Source organism: Herbaspirillum sp. VT-16-41, from assembly GCF_001994935.1.
GTDB lineage: Bacteria > Pseudomonadota > Gammaproteobacteria > Burkholderiales > Burkholderiaceae_D > Herbaspirillum > Herbaspirillum frisingense.
Map to the genome: position 1 here is coordinate 317,642 of NZ_MUXB01000099.1, position 15,261 is coordinate 332,902.

Genomic DNA, 15,261 nt, shown 5'->3' on the forward strand with positions numbered 1-15,261 from the left:
AAAAATGCCGCCCGGCACAACACCGGGCGGCATTCCGTTGCGTCGACGCCCAACTTGCGGGCGCCTTGACGCTTACTTCTTCAGCGTCGTCAGACCCTGTTCGGCCAGGGCCTTCAGCCAGCCCAGGCCGGCCGAGGTAGCGCCGGCCGGGTTGTATTCGCAACCGATCCAGCCCTGGTAACCCAGCGAGTCGATCAGTTTCAGCAGGTAGGGATAGTTCAGCTCGCCCACGTCCGGCTCGTGACGTTCCGGCACACCGGCGATCTGGATGTGGCCGATGCCGGGCATGTCGCGCTTGAGCTTCACGGCGACGTCGCCCTCGACGATCTGGCAGTGGTAGCAGTCGAACTGCACCTTCAGATTGGGTGCGCCCACTTCGGCGCAGATGGCTTGCGCATCATCCTGGCGGTTCAGGAAGAAGCCGGGAATGTTGCGGGTGTTGATCGGCTCGATGACCACGGTCAGGCCGGCGGACTCGGCCTGGTGCGCGGCGTAGGACAGGTTGTCCAGGTACACGGCGCGGTGCTGTGCGCGATCCTGATCAGGCTTGATCAGGCCGGCCATCACGTGCAGGGTCTGGTTGCCGATCACGGCGGCGTATTCCAGCGCGGTGTCGATGCTGCGCTTGAATTCATCCTGGCGGCCCGGCAGCGAGGCAATACCACGCTCGCCGGCAGCCCAGTCACCCGGAGGCGCATTGAACAGCGCCTGGGTCAGGCCGTTGGCCTCCAGGCGCGACTTGATCTCTTGCGGCTGATAGTCGTAGGGGAACAGGAACTCGACGCCGGAGAAGCCATCCTTGGCGGCGGCGGCGAAGCGGTCCAGGAAATCGTGTTCCACGTACATCATGCTCAGGTTGGCGGCAAAACGCAGCATCGGGTTCTCCTTGATAACGAAGGGGGCCAGTGTAGCGCGAACGCGGATCGCCGCGCAGACACCGACGGTGCAGAAAACGTCAAAGCCCGCAGGCACAGGCATGCGGGCTTCGAACGGGACATCACATTACTTGTTGACCACGCTGGGCTTGGTCATCAGGGTGGCGACCGAACCTACCACCAGCATGATGGCCAGCATGTACATGCCGGTCGCATTGCTCTGGGTCAGGTCCTTGAAGTAACCGATCAGGTAGGGGCTGACGAAACCGGCCAGGTTGCCCACCGAGTTGATGGCGGCGATACCGACGGCAGCAGCAGCACCCGACAGGAAGGACGTCGGCAGCGACCAGAACAACGGCGCGCAGGTCAACACGCCAGCGGCAGCCAGCGACAGCGCGGCGATCGACACGGCGGTGTTGTCGGCGAACAGGGCCGCGCCCACGAAGCCCACACCACCCATCAGGGCCGGGATCACCAGGTGCCAACGACGCTCGCGCATGCGGTCGGCGCTGCGGCCGATCAGGTTCATGGCGACGATGGCGCAGCCGAAGGGAATGGCCGACAGCAGGCCGATTTCCAGGTTGCCCTTCACGCCGGTGGCCTTGACCAGGGTCGGCATCCACAGCGTCAGGCCATACTGGCCCATCACGAAGGAGAAGTAGATCAGGCACATCAGCCAGACACGCGCATCCTTGACGATGGCGCCGAAGCCGTGCTTGCTCTCCTTGCCCTTGGCGTCGCCGTCGATGTCAGCCTGCAGGGACTTCTTTTCGTCGTCACTGAGCCACTTGGCGCTCTTGACGTCGTTGTCCAGATACAGGACCGTGGCCACGCCGATCAGCACGGCGGGAATGGCTTCGATCAGGAACATCCACTGCCAGCCTTCCAGGCCGCCATTGTTGTGGAAGGCATCCATGATCCAGCCCGACAGCGGGTTGCCCAGGATACCGGCCACGGGGATGCCGGACATGAACACCGCGATCACCTTGGCACGACGGTGCGAAGGGAACCAGTAGGTCAGGTACAGGATGATGCCGGGATAGAAACCGGCCTCGGCCAGACCCAGCAGGAAGCGCAGGATGTAGAACTGGGTGGCGTTCTGCACGAACATGAAGGCCGCCGAGAGGATGCCCCAGGTGATCATGATGCGGGCGATCCAGATGCGCGCGCCGACCTTGTGCATCAGGATGTTGCTGGGCACTTCGAAGAGGAAGTAGCCGATAAAGAACAGGCCCGCGCCCAGACCGAAGACGGTCTCGGAAAAGCCCAGGTCCTGCGACATCTGCAACTTGGCGAAGCCGACGTTGACGCGATCCAGGTAGGCGATCACGTAGCACAGCATCAGGAAGGGCATGATGCGCCAGAAGACTTTCTTGTACAGACCGTCCTTGGTCTTGTCGTTGACGTCGAGTCCGACGCCGGTGTTGCTTGCGGTGGTCATGGTGTTACATCTCCCTAAGAGTGTCGCGGCTGCAGCTGAGGCCGCTGGTTGCTTGGTGCCCGTGGTCTGACGGGCAATTTATGGATTCAATCGGGGCGCCAGCCTCTCCTTCCGAAAGAGGCTGGCGCCCGGCATTGATGGACCGGTCTTGCGCCGGTTTTTTGTCCCATTCCCGCACCTATCTCCTGACGATGGGCGCAGGCAGGGCATGACGGCCATCGGATGGCCGCCATGATTGCGTTGATGCTGTTGGGTGGCGCGAGCTTCCTTGGGCCAGCCCGAACTTGCGCAAACTTGTCGGACTTGCCTGAAATCGCCTGGCCTACCAGCGCGCCTTGAAGGTATCGCGCAGATCCTGCAGCGCGGGCTCTTCCAGCGGCGTGGCGCGGCCACCGGCGAGGTACCACAGCTTGGCGGTTTCTTCCAGTTCTTCCAGGGCGAAAGCGGCCTTGGACACCGAACTCTCCCAGACCACCGGGCCGAGGCGTTCCAGCAGCACGCCGCGCACGCTGGTGGCGATCCTGGCGACCTGCTCGGCCACTTCCGGCGCACCCGGGCGGGCGTAGCGGATCAGCGGGATGTGGCCCACCTTCATCACGTAGTACGGGGTGATCGGTGGCAGCACGTCCTGTTCGCTGTACACGCCGTTGATGGTCAGCGCGACCAGATGCGTGGAGTGCGTGTGCACCACCGCATGCATCTCGGGATTGTTGTCGTAGATCGCGCGATGCAGCACCAGTGTCTTGGAGGGCTTGTCGCCCGAGACCCATTCGCCGGCCGCATTGACCTTGGCGATGGCGGCCGGATCGAGGTAGCCCAGGCAGGCGTCGGTGGGCGTGATCAGCCAGCCGTCATCGAGACGGGCGCTGATGTTGCCGGCCGAGCCTACGGTGTAGCCGCGCTGGTACAGCGAAGCACCGATGCGGCAGATCTCTTCGCGCAGTTGGCTTTCCTGGCTCATGCGGTTTTCCCGTCGAGGTAGCGCAGAGCCTTTTCGAAGAAATCGACGCTGCCGAAATTGCCCGACTTCAGGGCCAGTGCCACCGGTTGTTCATCCAGCGTGGCCGTGGCAGGCACGCCCGGATCGATCTGCGGGCCGATGCGCAGCGCCCGCACGTCCAGCGCCTGCACCACCGCGCCGGAGGTCTCGCCACCGGCCACCACGAACTGGCGCACGCCACGCTGCTTGAGGCTGGCGGCGATGCTGGCCAGCGCCTGCTCGACCAGATGGCCGGCCTTGGCCACGCCCAGTTCCTTCTGCACCGCCTTGACTTCGTCAGGGGTGGCGGTGGCATAGATCAGCACCGGTTCGTTCTTGATGCGCTCGTCGGCGAATGCCAGGGCCTGGGCCACCACGTCTTCGCCACGGGCCAGGGCCAGCGGATCGATGCGGAAGGCCGGACGCTTGGCCTTCCATTCGGCCACCTGGGCATTGGTCGCCTTGGAGGCGGAACCGGCCAGCACCACCGACAGGCCATCGACCTTGGGCAGTTGCGCGGCTTCGCCGGCGGCGGTGAGCAGGCCGGCGCGGCGGAAGTTCTCGGGCAGGCCCAGGGCCACGCCGGAGCCGCCGGTGATCAGTTTCAGTTCGGCGCAGGCTTCACCCAGGGTGAACAGGTCCTTGTCGGAGACGGCATCGGCAATCGCCATCTTCACGCCTTCGGTGCGCAGCGCGGTGAAGCGCTCCTGGGTGGCAGCCGCGCCACGGGCCACGGTGTCGTAGCGCACCAGGCCGACCTTGGACTCGGTCTGGCGCTGCAGCACGCGCACCAGGTTGGCGTCGGTCATGGGCGTGAGCGGATGGTTTTCCATGCCCGATTCATTCAACAGCGCATCGGCCACGAACAGGTAGCCACGATAGATGGTGCGGCCGTTTTCCGGGAAGGCCGGGCAGGCGATGGTGAAGTCCACGCCCAGCTCCTTCATCAGCGCGTCGGTGACCGGGCCGATGTTGCCTTCGTCGGTGGAGTCGAAGGTGGAGCAGTACTTGAAGAAGAACTGCGTGCAGCCCTGTTGCTGCAGCCAGCGCAGCGCGGCCAGCGATTGTTCGATGGCCTCGGCGGCCGGCACGGTGCGCGACTTCAGCGCGATCACCAGCGCGTCGGCAGCGACGCCGGGCATTTCGCTGGGCACGCCGATGGTCTGCACGGTACGCATGCCGCCGCGCACCAGCATGTTGGCCAGGTCGGTGGCGCCGGTGAAATCATCGGCGATGCAGCCCAGCAAGGGTCGGGATTGGGACATGGAAGCTCCTCGATTCTGTGGTGGTGACGGCGTCTTGCCGACGACTTATTTGGCCTTGGCCGGCGGCAGGTCGATGCCCGGGAAGATCTTGATGACGGCCGAGTCATCCTCGCCGCCATGACCGGCGGTGGAGGCCATCATGAACATCTGGTGGGCAGCGGCCGACAGCGGCAGCGGGAATTTGCTGCGGCGGGCGGTATCGAGCACCAGGCCCAGGTCCTTGACGAAGATGTCCACGGCCGACAGCGGGGTGTAGTCGCCATTGAGGATGTGCGGCACGCGGTTTTCGAACATCCAGGAATTGCCGGCGCTGTGGGTGATGACGTCGTAGAGTGCATCCGGATTGACGCCTTCGCGCAGGCCCAGGGCCATGGCTTCGGCAGAGGCGGCGATGTGCACACCGGCCAGCAGCTGGTTGATGATCTTGACCTTGGAGCCGATGCCGTGGGTATCGCCCAGGCGGTAGACCTTGCCGGCCATGCCGGCCAGCACGTCTTCGATCTTGGCATAGACCTCGGCGGGGCCGGAGGTCATCATGGTCATTTCGCCCGAGGCGGCACGCGCGGCGCCACCGGAGACCGGCGCATCCAGCAGCAGCAGGCCCTTGGCGGCCAGGCGCTGGCCCAGCTCGATGGCGAAGTCCGGCGCCACGGTGGCGCTGGAGATGACCACGCTGCCCGGCTTCATCTGCGTTACCGCACCGTTCTCACCGAAGAGCACGGTCTCGGTCTGGGCGGCATTGACCACCAGGGTGATGACCACGTCCACCGACTTGGCCAGCTCGGCCGGATTGGCGCAGGCCACGCCACCGGCGGCGGCGAACTTGTCCAGGACTTCCTTGCGCACGTCACAGGCATGCACGTTGAAGCCGGCACGCAACAGCGAGCTGGCCACGCCATAACCCATGGCACCCAAACCGATCACACCTACATTCCTGGACATAATTGCCTCCGCGTTGTTGGCGCCGCTGCCGATGAATGAGGGCAGGACGTTGCGCCGGGTTGATGATGCGACGCCGGCTCATGCCGGCGTCCGTATTTCCAACTTGGTCTGGAGGGAAGTCCCCGCCAGATCATCGAATCATGTGCTGCTCATTTGCTGCTTGCTTCTTACGTGCGGCTCATCTGACGCCGCCGGCTTCAGGCCTGACCCTGACTCAGGCGACGCGCCGCATTGAACATGTGGGTCTGCGCAGCATTGCGCGCAGCCATTTCATCGCCGGCACGAATCGCCTCGACGATGGCTTCATGTTCTTCGCGCACCTGGCGCGAGAAGTCCTCATAACGGGCCTCATTGCCGCGGGTGACCGCCGTGGCTGCCTCCAGGTACTGCGACAGGAATTCCAGTGTCTTGATGAAGTACGGATTGCGCGTAGCCTGGGCCAACGCCCGGTGGAAGGCCACATCGGCCGCCACGCCGTCACCGCCACCGGCGACATCGGCGCCGATCTGCGCCAGCGCATCGTCGATGGCGCGCAGGTCCTCGGCGCTGCGACGCTTGGCCGCCTGCGCTGCCACTTCGGCCTCGATGGCGCGGCGCAGCTCGACGATCTGCAGCACCGCGTCGGGCGAACTGACTTCGGTGTAATCGATGCGCAAGGGCTTGATGCCGGCCTGCTCGGTGACGAACACCCCACTTCCCTGACGCGGCTCGACCACGCCCTCATGCTTGAGCCGCGCGATGGCTTCGCGTACCACCGTGCGGCTGACGCCGAACTGCTGGGCCAGCACCGCTTCGGTCGGCAGCTTGCTGCCACGCGGGAAGGCGCCGGCATCGATGTTTTCCAGCAATTGCCGGGCTACCGTGTCGCTCAGGGCCTGGGCGGGGATTTTCTGAAACATGCTGTCTCGCGGTCGTTTTATCGTCAGGTTATCCGGTCATCATACAAATTTATTTTGAGGCCGGCAATCCGATTTTTTCTCTTTACGCGGAGTAACACCCCCTTTTTGCAAGAATTTGAAGGAGATGAAAGAAATTGGAGTGTTATATCCAGCCGTTCGCTCCAGACATCAAGAATGTGAATATCTGAGCCATAGCTGCATCGTCGGGCGGCTGGCTCTACAATCGATGGTTTCCCGCTACGGATTCGCCGCATGCCCTACGATCTCTCGGACAAGCTCGTCATCGGAATTTCCTCCCGCGCCCTGTTCGACCTGGAGGTGGAAAACGCCATCTACGACGAGCAAGGCGTCGAGACCTACGCTGACTACCAGCGCGCCCACGAGAACGATCCGCTGCAACCCGGCACGGCCTTCCCCTTGGTCAAGGCGCTGCTGCGGTTGAATGAACTGATCCCGGAACGCCGTCTGGTGGAAGTGGTGGTGATCTCGCGCAACACGCCCGATACCGGCCTGCGCGCCTTCAACGCGATCGCCGCCCACAAGCTCGACATCAGCCGTGCTGCCTTCACCGGCGGCGGCCCGACCGCGCCTTACCTGCAGGCGTTCAAGATCGACCTGTTCCTGTCACGCGACACCGGTGACGTGCAGGAAGCCATCGATGCCGGCGTGGCCGCTGCACAGCTGTATGCGGCGCCGCTGGACTACAGCGCGCCGGACAACCAGATCCGCATCGCCTTCGACGGCGACGCCGTGCTGTTCTCGGCGGAGTCCGAACGCATCTTTGCCGAGAAGGGCCTGGAAGCCTTCGCCCGCCACGAGCAGCGGCATCGCAAGAAGGCCATGAAGGAAGGCCCCTTCGCCAAGCTGCTGCTGGCCCTGTCGGCGATCCAGAAACAGTTTCCGCCCAAGCAGTGCCCGGTACGCATCGCCATCGTCACCGCCCGCAACAGTCCCGCACACCAGCGCGTGATCCACACCCTGCGTACCTGGAACGTGACGGTGGACGAAGCCTTCTTCCTCGGTGGCCTGAACAAGGCGGAAGTATTGCAGGCCTTTGGCGCCCACATGTTCTTCGACGACCAGGAGGGGCATGTGCAGAAGGCGGCGGTGGTGGTGCCGTCGGGACGCGTACCGTACAAGGGCGGGACGCTGGAGGGTGGACGAGTGGCGCGAAGCCGAGCCGGCAAGGGTTGAGGTAGGGACGCAGGACGGTCAGGATCGATGTCCGCCCAGCCTGCTACAAGGTCGTCTTCAGCAAGCACCGGCCCAGATGACGACCGGGTGCTTGCTTGCAGAGAGACCGCGCCAGCCGGACATCAACGGCACGAGCAGCGCGGGTCAACCCATTGCCATCCCTGGGGACATCAGCCGGCCTTGGCAGGTGCCGGCGTGTTGAGCAGCTGCTGCTCCCACAGGTAGGCGATGCCGCTGCCGCCGGCGTGGGCGATGATGACCTCGGTCAACGCGGCGGCGCTCTCGGCACGCGCCCAGTCACGTTGCCATTCGGCCGCCACGGCCAGCCAGGTCATCATGTTGGCACCAGCCCTGATCATGCGTTGGATGGCGAGGTCGTGCGCCTCGGTGGACACGGCGCCGGAGGCGTCGGTGACGACCGTGACATCCCAGCCCTCGCCCAGCGCCTGGATGGTCGGCATTGCCACGCAGACCTCGGTCCAGAGACCGGCGATGACCAACTGCTTGCGTCCGGTCGCCTTGACCACGTCGACGACCTTCTTGTCCTGCCAGGTATTGATGAAGGTACGATCAATCACCTCCTGACCCGGGAACACGTCGGTGATCTGCGGGAACAGCAGACCGCCGCGCTCGGCAATCACGGTGGTCAGGATGGTCGGCACGCCGAAGGCCTTGGCCGCCTTCGCCAGACCGACCGTATTGTTGATCACCATCTGCGGTTCGTGGCTATTCACGTTGGCGAGCTGGTAGGGCTGATGGTCGATCAGCACCAGTACCGAGTCTTCCGGACGAAGAAGCGAATCGAGGCCGTTACGAAAATTCATTGGACTATCCTTTGTTGCCGCGTGGAGTGGCGTGGGTTTTCAGGAAACGAGCACCGGCGCGATTGCCGGCAGCAAAATTATGCTGTCCCGGGGAGCGCGCAGATAGCACCACAAACTGCCAAACTGTGTTGCACGAAGTGGAACGCCAGCCGATCACGAGCCAAGCTCAGCCGCGCATCGTCCGGCGCCGGGCCGTTACTGGTGGCGGCTGTCGCCCCTGAGAATAGGGAATCGGGACCGGACCGGGACTGGGAAAACGCCGCAGCAAGAATGCGAGTCCGTACTCAATGGCGTGGTAGTTCAGTCGGCCATACGGTAGTACCATGCGGCCAGGCGTTCGGTCGCAACCAAAAGGGAGCCAGGAATTGGATATTGAAGAGCTGCGAACATTCGTGGAAGTTGCCGACACCGGCGGCATTTCCTCTGCCGCACTTCGGCTAGGACTGTCCAAGTCCATCGTCAGTCGCCGGCTTGCACGTCTCGAAAAGGAACTCGGCATCCAGTTGCTGGCCCGGTCCACCCGGGGAGCAGCACTCACCGAAGCAGGTACCACCTTCCGCGACTATGCGGCGCGGGTCTGTGCCGAGATCGATGTGGCCCGGGAAACGATCGCCCCGGCCGGTGAATTGCGCGGACGCCTGCGCGTGGCCGCGCCATTATCTTTCGGACCCACCCACCTGGCGCCGGTCCTGGCGGAAATGGCGCGGCGTCATCCGCATCTGCATATCCACACCTGCTACAGCGACCGGGTGGTCGATCTCATCAACGACGGTTTCGATTGCGCGATACGGCTCGGCCACCTGCAAGACTCCAGTCTGCTTGCCCGCTGCATCGGGCCGATCTACGGCACCGTCGTGGCCAGCCCCGACTATGTGAACGCGCACGGCGCTCCGGAAACACCGGAAGAGCTGCTGAACCATCAGGCCCTCATGCAGGGTAACGACACCTGGCAATTGGTAGATGCCGGCAAGATAATCACGGTACGTCCGCGTGGCCGCTTCAGGGCGGACAATGGAACGGCACTGGTAGCCGCCGCCCTGGCCGGTCTTGGCGTGGCCTACCTGCCCAATGGCCTCATCCATGAATACCTGGCCTCGGGCGAACTCGTTGCCGTGCTGACCCGCTTTCCGATTCCCGTGGCGGGGGCCTATGTGGTTCGCCCGCCCGGGCAGTATGCCGCCCGGAAGGTTGCCGTACTGACGGAAATGCTCATCGACTGCCTGGAGCGGGTACCGCATCTCACGCGACCGCCCGTCGCAAGGCCATAACGACAATTGCAGGATTGCAGGACAGCCTGACTTTCAGGCAGTTCCCTGCACAGGTCTCATCTCGCGCACTATCCTTTCGGCATCACGACCGGGAGGACTGCCGAACTCACGTGCGTATTCCCGGCTGAACTGGGTCGCGCTCTCGTAGCCCACTTCATGGGCGGCGGCGCTGACGTTATAGCGCGCGGCCACCAGCAGGGTACGCGCCTGCAACAGACGGATCTGCTTCTGGTATTGCAGCGGGCTCATCGCAGTGACCGCCTTGAAGTGGCGATGGAAGGCAGACACGCTCATGGCCACGCCATCGGCCAGGTCCTCGATGCGCAGAGCTTGCGCATAGTCGCGGCGTATTCTCTGGATTGCCGCATTGACCCGCGCCAGCGCACTGTCCGGCAGGGCGATGTCGCGCAGCATCCAGCCCATCGGCCCCTGCAGGACACGATAGAGGATTTCACGTTCATACACCGGGGCCAGCGCGGCAATGTCGGCCGGCTGCCCCATGAGGCGCAACATCCTGATCCAGGCATCGAGCAGTTCCGGCGTCACCGACGCCACCGAAAAACCGGCTGAGTTTTTCGGTCGCCCGATATGGTCCGGGAGGTCGCCCAGCAATTTGACGATGATGCCGGGGTCCAGCGTCAGGCTCACCGCAAGATAGGGATTCCCCTGTGCATCCGGATGGACAGTCCCGGCTGCCGGCAGGTCTACCGACATCACGAAATAGGTCGCAGGATCGTAATGCAGGGTGCTGCCGCCGACGGTCATGGATTTGCTGCCGCGCAGGATCAGGTTGACCATGGGATCGTAGACGGCGGCCAGCTGGTGCTGGGGAATCTCCCCCTGCACCATGGCCACGCGCGCAATGCCGGTCTCGGTACGCCGGTTCTCGGCCCCTGCGGCGAGCTGGCGTAGTTCGTTCAATTGATCTTCCATATGCGAATTAGAACCGGATGACGGCACGCCGGCAATGGAAAAGCAGAAACAGGCAGGCTTGAGGCAGGAACCGGCACGGCGAGTCTGCGCCTGAGTGGCTAAGCTGAAGGATTCCGACAAACCCTGCTTCACGAAAGAAACGACGCCATGCTGGATCACCTATTTCTGTCGGTCAGCGACCTTGAACGCTCGATCTCCTTCTACACGGCGACCCTGGCGCCACTGGGCATCACCGCACGCCATGACTATGACGGCAAGGATGGTCCGCCCGGACACCCTGACCTGAAAGGCTTCGGCGCCCGCGGGCGCATGTTCTTCTGGTTACGCGAGGGCAAGGTAGAAGGACAGGCCGCCCATGTCGGCTTCATCGCCAATAGCTGTGATGAAGTACAGGCAGCCTATGCGGCGGCAATGGCCGCCGGTGCCACCGACAATGGCGCGCCGGCAGCACGCACCTATTACGATCCACGCTACTACGCCGCCAATGTACTGGACCCGGATGGCTACAGCCTGGAGTTCGTCTACAAGAGCTGGCAACACCCGGAGGCATGATGGCGCAGGCAATGGAGATCACGCGCTTTCACCTCACGCCCGGCGTGACGATGAAGCAATTCATCGCGGCCAATGCCGATGTCGACGAATGGCTCAGGCAACAGCCCGGATTCATCCTGCGGCGCATCTGCGTACAGGACGACGGGATGGTCGTCGACATGCTCCTGTGGACCTCGGTCGCTAACGGCCAGCGGGCGGCCCGGGGCATCGTCACCGAGCTGGCCGGTTCACCCGTGCATGCCGCCATCGACCATGCCACGGTCGACTGGTCAGTCAGGTCTTGTCAGCATGCCGTCGATGCAGTGGACTAGGGCGACGCAATCACCCGGCCCGGCTTGCCGGCCAGCCAGCCCAGCACACCCATGAGTACCGCACCGGCCGCGCACAAGGCCAGGACCACGGTCCAGTGGCCGCTGGCATCGTGCAGGCGGCCCATCAGGATGGGACCGGCGGCGGCCAGCAGGTAACCCACGCTTTGCGCCATCGCCGACAGCGCCGCGGCCTGGGGTGGCGTCGATACCCGGGTGCCGACAAAAGCCAGGCCCAGGATCAGCACCGCACCCGTGCCAAACCCGAACAGCGGCACCCAGACGATGGAGGCCTGCGGCCAGGCAATCAGGCCGACCAGGCTCAGCACGGTGGCCGCCGACATGCTGGCGGCCACCGGACGATGGTCGCGGATGCGCCCACCCAGCGGGATCAGGAGCAAGCCCGGCAGGGCCGAGGCCAGTTGCATCAGGCCGTGCAGGTTGCCGGCCTCGACCGCGCTATGACCATTGGCCGCAAGTATCGAAGGCAGCCAGGCGGTGACCACGTAATACACCAGCGAATTGGTGCCGAGGAAAAAAGTCACCTGCCAGGCCAGGGGCTGGCGCCACATGGACGCAGCGCGGGCCGGCATGGCAGCGGGGCGGGTGGCACGGCGCAACTGGGGCAACCAGACCAGGACGGCCACCAGCGGCAGCACGATGAAGGTCGCCAGCGCCCATGACCAGCCCAGGGCGCCGGCCAGCGGCACCGCACACACCGAGCCCAGCGCCGAGGCGCCGCCCATGGTCAGGGCGTAGATCGCCGTCATGCGCGTGAGCTGGTCAGGGAAGTCGCGCTTGAGCAGGCTGGGCAGCAGGACATTGCCGCCGGCGATACCACAGCCGATGATGCAGGTTCCCACCAGGAGCGCGGCCATCGATCCGGTCGAGCGCAATACGATGCCGGCGGCGATCAGCAGCAAGGCCAGCAAGAGGGCGCGTTCCAGTCCCAGGCTTCGGGCCAGTCGCGCCGCCGGTGGCGAAATGAGCGCAAAGCACAGCAGGGGCAAGGTCAGCATCAGCCCGGCCGCCCCTGCCGAGAGCGCAAAGGTCTGCTGCAGCAGTTCCATGACCGGCCCCACGGCCGTGACCGGGGCGCGCAGGTTGGCGGCGATCAGCAGGATGCCGGCCACCAGCCACAGGCGGCCGGCGCGGCGCACAGCCGACGCGGTGGCGGCTGGGGAAGAGGAATCGGTGTCGGTAGCGTGCATGGCAGCGGGCGGAAAGATGGAGCGCCAAGCTTAGCCAATCGCAGCGTGGACGTATTTGGCTACAATGCCAGGATATTGCTAAAAACGGTCAACCCACCTTCCCCGCCGCCGTATGACCACGCGTATGCCCACTCTCTACGCCAGCCTCGTCGAACACGATCCGGACCGCCTGGCCGCCGCCGTGACGGCGCTGCGCGTGCATACCCACGAGAGCGAACGGGAAACGCCCTTCCACAGCCATCGCAAGGGTCAGTTGGTGGTGGCACTGCATGGCGCGGTCACCTGCGAGACGGCGCAGGGCATGTGGATCGTGCCGCCGCAATCGGCGGTGTGGATCCCGGCCGGCGTGCCCCACAGCAACCGGGTCACACTGGACGGCCAGCTGTGCTTCCTGTTCATCGATCCCGATGCGGCGCGCATGCCCACCACCTGCTGCACACTGGCGCTGACGCCCCTGCTGGTTCAGATGATCTGCCACCTGGCCGAACAGGCACAGGATTACGCCCCCCATGAACGTACTGCGCGCCTGGCCGCGGTACTGGTGGAAGAACTGGAACACAGCCAACGCCAGGCCCAGCCCGCACACCTGCCGCCACCGCTGCCCATGCCCCAGCATTCGCGCCTGCGCGAGATCGCCCGGCGCCTGGCCGAACAGCCGGCCGACCGCAGCACCGTGGCCGAGTGGGGTCAGCGCCACGCCATGAGCGAGCGCAGCTTTGCCCGCTTCGTCCAGGCCGAGACCGGCATGAGCTTCGGCCGCTGGCGGCGCCAGATCCACCTGATGGTGGCGCTGCAGCGCCTGGCCTCGGGCAGTTCGGTGCAACGCGTCTCGCAGGACCTGGGCTATGACTCGGTCAGCGCCTTCATCACCATGTTCAAGAAGACCCTGGGCAAGCCACCGGCGCGCTACATGGCGCAGCGCCAGGTGCACCCGCCGCCGCCCTCGCCAACTTCGCCACCGCTGCCGACGGCCCCCTACTTCCAACCGAAACGGACCCCCTCATGGAAACCGAACTGAAACTCCTGCTCGCCCCGGCCCACACCAAAGCCTTCATCCGTCATCCGCTGGTCAAGCGCCATGCCCTGGCTGCGCCGCGCATCAAGGACCAGGCCGGCACCTACTTCGATACCCCCGACCTGCTGCTGCGTCGTCACGATGCCGGCCTGCGGGTGCGCCGCACCGGCAATGAATTCATCCAGACCCTCAAGGCCGGCGGCGGCGTGTCCGGCGGGCTGCATCAGCGCAACGAGTGGGAGTCGCAGGTGGCAGCGGAGACCCCGGACCTGCTCGCGCTGCGTGCACTGGTGGCCAGCGACGACGAGCAGGTGGCCGAGATCCTGTCCGACGAGGTGGCGGCACGCATCACGCCCATCTTCAGCACCCGCATCCAGCGCATGGTGTGGGACCTGCGGCTGAAAGACGGCACCGAAGTGGAATGCGTACTGGACCAGGGGACGGTGGAACACGGCGCGCTGCAATCGCCGGTGTGCGAGATCGAGCTGGAGCTCAAGAGCGGTGACGTCAATGCCCTGTTCGACTTCGCGTTGCAATTGCTGCAGGACCTGCCCCTGCGCATCGGCATCCAGAGCAAGGCACAGCGCGGCTATACGCTGTTCCACCAGGCGCGGCGCGGCGATGCGGCGCCGATCTCCTCCGCCAGCCGCGCCACGGCGCTGCAACTGGCGCGCAAGATGCCGGTGGAACAGGCCTTCCTCGCTGTGGTGGGCAATTGCGTAGCGCAGATCCAGGCCAACGACATTGCCGACCAGGACAGCGGCGACATCGAACGCCTGCACCAGATGCGCGTAGGCCTGCGACGCCTGCGTTCTGCCTTCAGCCTGTTCGGCGAGGTGATCGCCCTGCCCGCCGCACTGGAGCAGGAATTCGCCTGGATCGCCGACGCCATCGGCCATGCCCGCGACTGGGACGTGCTGGCCACGCAGACCCTGCTCACCCTGCCGGGCCTGGCAGCAGACAGCATCGCGGGAATCGATCTTGAGGCGGTACGTCACGCCGCCCTGATCCAGGCGCGCAAGCAACATGCGCAGGCGGTCGAAACCGTGGCCTCGCCGCGCTACACCGCACTGGTGCTGCAATTCAGTCGCTGGCTGCTGCAGGCCGGCTGGCGCACGACCGCCACGGGAGACAACCAGCAATCCCTGGAACAACCCCTGGCACGCTTTGCCCGACAGCATCTGCGTCAGGATGAAAAGCGCCTGAACAAACGCGGCGCGCACATGGACGAAAGCGCTCGCGCCCGTCACCGCACCCGCATCGCCGCCAAGAAGATGCGCTATGACATCGAATTCTTCCTGGCCCTGTATGGCGAGAAGAAGAGCCGCCCCTATCTCAAGGCGCTGGCCCGCCTGCAGGATCAGCTCGGCCAGCAGAACGACCTGGTCGTGGCCGACGCCCTGCTGCAGCAACTGCAGCGCAGGCAGGCCCGGCTGGCGCCCAGCGTGGCCTGGGTCCGCGGCTTCCTGAGCGGACAGGCCGGGGATGGTCATGCACGGACACGGCGCCTTTGGAAGAAATGGCAGGCGCAGGACTTGCCGCGTTAGGTACCCTC

The 15,261-nt window shown here is 64.8% G+C and carries 15 protein-coding genes; 6 read left to right on the plus strand and 9 right to left on the minus strand.

Going from position 1 to position 15,261, the window contains the following annotated elements; genetic code table 11:
• Nucleotides 1-72: 72 nt before the first annotated feature.
• The 6 genes from otnI to BTM36_RS09965 all read right to left on the minus strand — a co-directional run bounded on the left by otnI (nucleotide 73) and on the right by BTM36_RS09965 (nucleotide 6,401).
• Nucleotides 73-876: a 2-oxo-tetronate isomerase gene (gene otnI, locus BTM36_RS09940; RefSeq protein ID WP_077236125.1), complete on the minus strand. Its 804-nt coding sequence runs from the start codon at nucleotides 874-876 to the stop codon at nucleotides 73-75.
• Between the two features lie 126 nt (nucleotides 877-1,002).
• Complete coding sequence (locus BTM36_RS09945) at nucleotides 1,003-2,316, minus strand: MFS transporter (RefSeq protein WP_006461465.1); 1,314 nt, start codon at nucleotides 2,314-2,316, stop codon at nucleotides 1,003-1,005.
• 322 nt (nucleotides 2,317-2,638) lie between these two features.
• Complete coding sequence (locus tag BTM36_RS09950) at nucleotides 2,639-3,277, minus strand: aldolase (RefSeq protein WP_077236126.1); 639 nt, start codon at nucleotides 3,275-3,277, stop codon at nucleotides 2,639-2,641.
• Nucleotides 3,274-4,560: a 3-oxo-tetronate kinase gene (gene otnK / locus BTM36_RS09955; RefSeq protein WP_077236127.1), complete on the minus strand. Its 1,287-nt coding sequence runs from the start codon at nucleotides 4,558-4,560 to the stop codon at nucleotides 3,274-3,276. Before otnK ends, BTM36_RS09950 begins: the two co-directional genes overlap by 4 nt.
• 45 nt (nucleotides 4,561-4,605) lie before the next feature.
• A complete protein-coding gene (gene ltnD / locus BTM36_RS09960) occupies nucleotides 4,606-5,502 on the minus strand; it encodes an L-threonate dehydrogenase (RefSeq protein WP_077236128.1) in 897 nt (298 codons plus the stop codon).
• 197 nt (nucleotides 5,503-5,699) lie between these two features.
• Nucleotides 5,700-6,401 carry a FadR/GntR family transcriptional regulator gene (locus BTM36_RS09965; protein WP_006461461.1) on the minus strand — a complete coding sequence of 234 codons (702 nt, stop codon included), beginning with the start codon at nucleotides 6,399-6,401 and terminating at the stop codon, nucleotides 5,700-5,702.
• Nucleotides 6,402-6,653: 252 nt separating this feature from the next.
• Here BTM36_RS09965 and BTM36_RS09970 point away from each other — a divergent pair, with 252 nt between their 5' ends.
• The gene (locus tag BTM36_RS09970; protein WP_077236129.1) at nucleotides 6,654-7,595 is read left to right on the plus strand and encodes a 5'-nucleotidase; all 942 of its coding nucleotides are present in this window, start codon (nucleotides 6,654-6,656) and stop codon (nucleotides 7,593-7,595) included.
• 170 nt (nucleotides 7,596-7,765) lie between these two features.
• On the opposite strand, the gene BTM36_RS09975 is transcribed toward BTM36_RS09970, so the two are convergent.
• Nucleotides 7,766-8,419 carry a hydrolase gene (locus BTM36_RS09975; protein ID WP_077236131.1) on the minus strand — a complete coding sequence of 218 codons (654 nt, stop codon included), beginning with the start codon at nucleotides 8,417-8,419 and terminating at the stop codon, nucleotides 7,766-7,768.
• A 365-nt stretch (nucleotides 8,420-8,784) separates the two neighbouring features.
• On the opposite strand from BTM36_RS09975, the gene BTM36_RS09980 reads away from it, so the two are divergent.
• Entirely contained in the window at nucleotides 8,785-9,687 is a 903-nt protein-coding gene (locus BTM36_RS09980) for a LysR family transcriptional regulator (protein WP_077236132.1), read from the plus strand.
• Between the two features lie 33 nt (nucleotides 9,688-9,720).
• On the opposite strand, the gene BTM36_RS09985 is transcribed toward BTM36_RS09980, so the two are convergent.
• Nucleotides 9,721-10,608: an AraC family transcriptional regulator gene (locus tag BTM36_RS09985; protein ID WP_217349577.1), complete on the minus strand. Its 888-nt coding sequence runs from the start codon at nucleotides 10,606-10,608 to the stop codon at nucleotides 9,721-9,723.
• Between the two features lie 159 nt (nucleotides 10,609-10,767).
• Between BTM36_RS09985 and BTM36_RS09990 the strand changes: the two genes are divergently transcribed.
• Together BTM36_RS09990 and BTM36_RS09995 are read left to right on the plus strand one after the other, a co-directional pair.
• Nucleotides 10,768-11,172 (plus strand): VOC family protein, encoded by a 405-nt coding sequence (locus BTM36_RS09990; protein ID WP_077236135.1) that lies wholly within the window; start codon nucleotides 10,768-10,770, stop codon nucleotides 11,170-11,172.
• A gap of 11 nt (nucleotides 11,173-11,183) precedes the next feature.
• Nucleotides 11,184-11,483, plus strand: coding sequence for a hypothetical protein (locus BTM36_RS09995; protein ID WP_254426971.1), 300 nt, complete (start codon nucleotides 11,184-11,186; stop codon nucleotides 11,481-11,483).
• Here the strand turns inward: BTM36_RS09995 and BTM36_RS10000 are convergent.
• Nucleotides 11,480-12,691: an MFS transporter gene (locus tag BTM36_RS10000; protein ID WP_077236139.1), complete on the minus strand. Its 1,212-nt coding sequence runs from the start codon at nucleotides 12,689-12,691 to the stop codon at nucleotides 11,480-11,482. The genes BTM36_RS09995 and BTM36_RS10000 overlap by 4 nt on opposite strands.
• A gap of 124 nt (nucleotides 12,692-12,815) precedes the next feature.
• Between BTM36_RS10000 and BTM36_RS10005 the strand changes: the two genes are divergently transcribed.
• Together BTM36_RS10005 and BTM36_RS10010 are read left to right on the plus strand one after the other, a co-directional pair.
• The gene (locus BTM36_RS10005) at nucleotides 12,816-13,709 is read left to right on the plus strand and encodes a helix-turn-helix domain-containing protein (protein ID WP_077236140.1); all 894 of its coding nucleotides are present in this window, start codon (nucleotides 12,816-12,818) and stop codon (nucleotides 13,707-13,709) included.
• Nucleotides 13,694-15,253, plus strand: coding sequence for a CYTH and CHAD domain-containing protein (locus BTM36_RS10010; RefSeq protein WP_077236141.1), 1,560 nt, complete (start codon nucleotides 13,694-13,696; stop codon nucleotides 15,251-15,253). Before BTM36_RS10005 ends, BTM36_RS10010 begins: the two co-directional genes overlap by 16 nt.
• Nucleotides 15,254-15,261: the final 8 nt, after the last annotated feature.

Excerpts from the sequence above, each read along its gene's own strand:
- BTM36_RS09970 (WP_077236129.1), top strand. The coding sequence starts at position 6,654 with ATGCCCTACGATCTCTCGGACAAGCTCGTCATCGGAATTTCCTCCCGC.
- BTM36_RS09975 (WP_077236131.1), bottom strand. The coding sequence starts at position 8,419 with ATGAATTTTCGTAACGGCCTCGATTCGCTTCTTCGTCCGGAAGACTCG.
- otnK (WP_077236127.1), bottom strand. The coding sequence starts at position 4,560 with ATGTCCCAATCCCGACCCTTGCTGGGCTGCATCGCCGATGATTTCACC.
- otnI (WP_077236125.1), bottom strand. The coding sequence starts at position 876 with ATGCTGCGTTTTGCCGCCAACCTGAGCATGATGTACGTGGAACACGAT.
- BTM36_RS10005 (WP_077236140.1), top strand. The coding sequence starts at position 12,816 with ATGCCCACTCTCTACGCCAGCCTCGTCGAACACGATCCGGACCGCCTG.
- ltnD (WP_077236128.1), bottom strand. The coding sequence starts at position 5,502 with ATGTCCAGGAATGTAGGTGTGATCGGTTTGGGTGCCATGGGTTATGGC.
- BTM36_RS09965 (WP_006461461.1), bottom strand. The coding sequence starts at position 6,401 with ATGTTTCAGAAAATCCCCGCCCAGGCCCTGAGCGACACGGTAGCCCGG.
- BTM36_RS09950 (WP_077236126.1), bottom strand. The coding sequence starts at position 3,277 with ATGAGCCAGGAAAGCCAACTGCGCGAAGAGATCTGCCGCATCGGTGCT.
- BTM36_RS09990 (WP_077236135.1), top strand. The coding sequence starts at position 10,768 with ATGCTGGATCACCTATTTCTGTCGGTCAGCGACCTTGAACGCTCGATC.
- BTM36_RS10000 (WP_077236139.1), bottom strand. The coding sequence starts at position 12,691 with ATGCACGCTACCGACACCGATTCCTCTTCCCCAGCCGCCACCGCGTCG.
- BTM36_RS09945 (WP_006461465.1), bottom strand. The coding sequence starts at position 2,316 with ATGACCACCGCAAGCAACACCGGCGTCGGACTCGACGTCAACGACAAG.
- BTM36_RS09995 (WP_254426971.1), top strand. The coding sequence starts at position 11,184 with ATGGAGATCACGCGCTTTCACCTCACGCCCGGCGTGACGATGAAGCAA.
- BTM36_RS10010 (WP_077236141.1), top strand. The coding sequence starts at position 13,694 with ATGGAAACCGAACTGAAACTCCTGCTCGCCCCGGCCCACACCAAAGCC.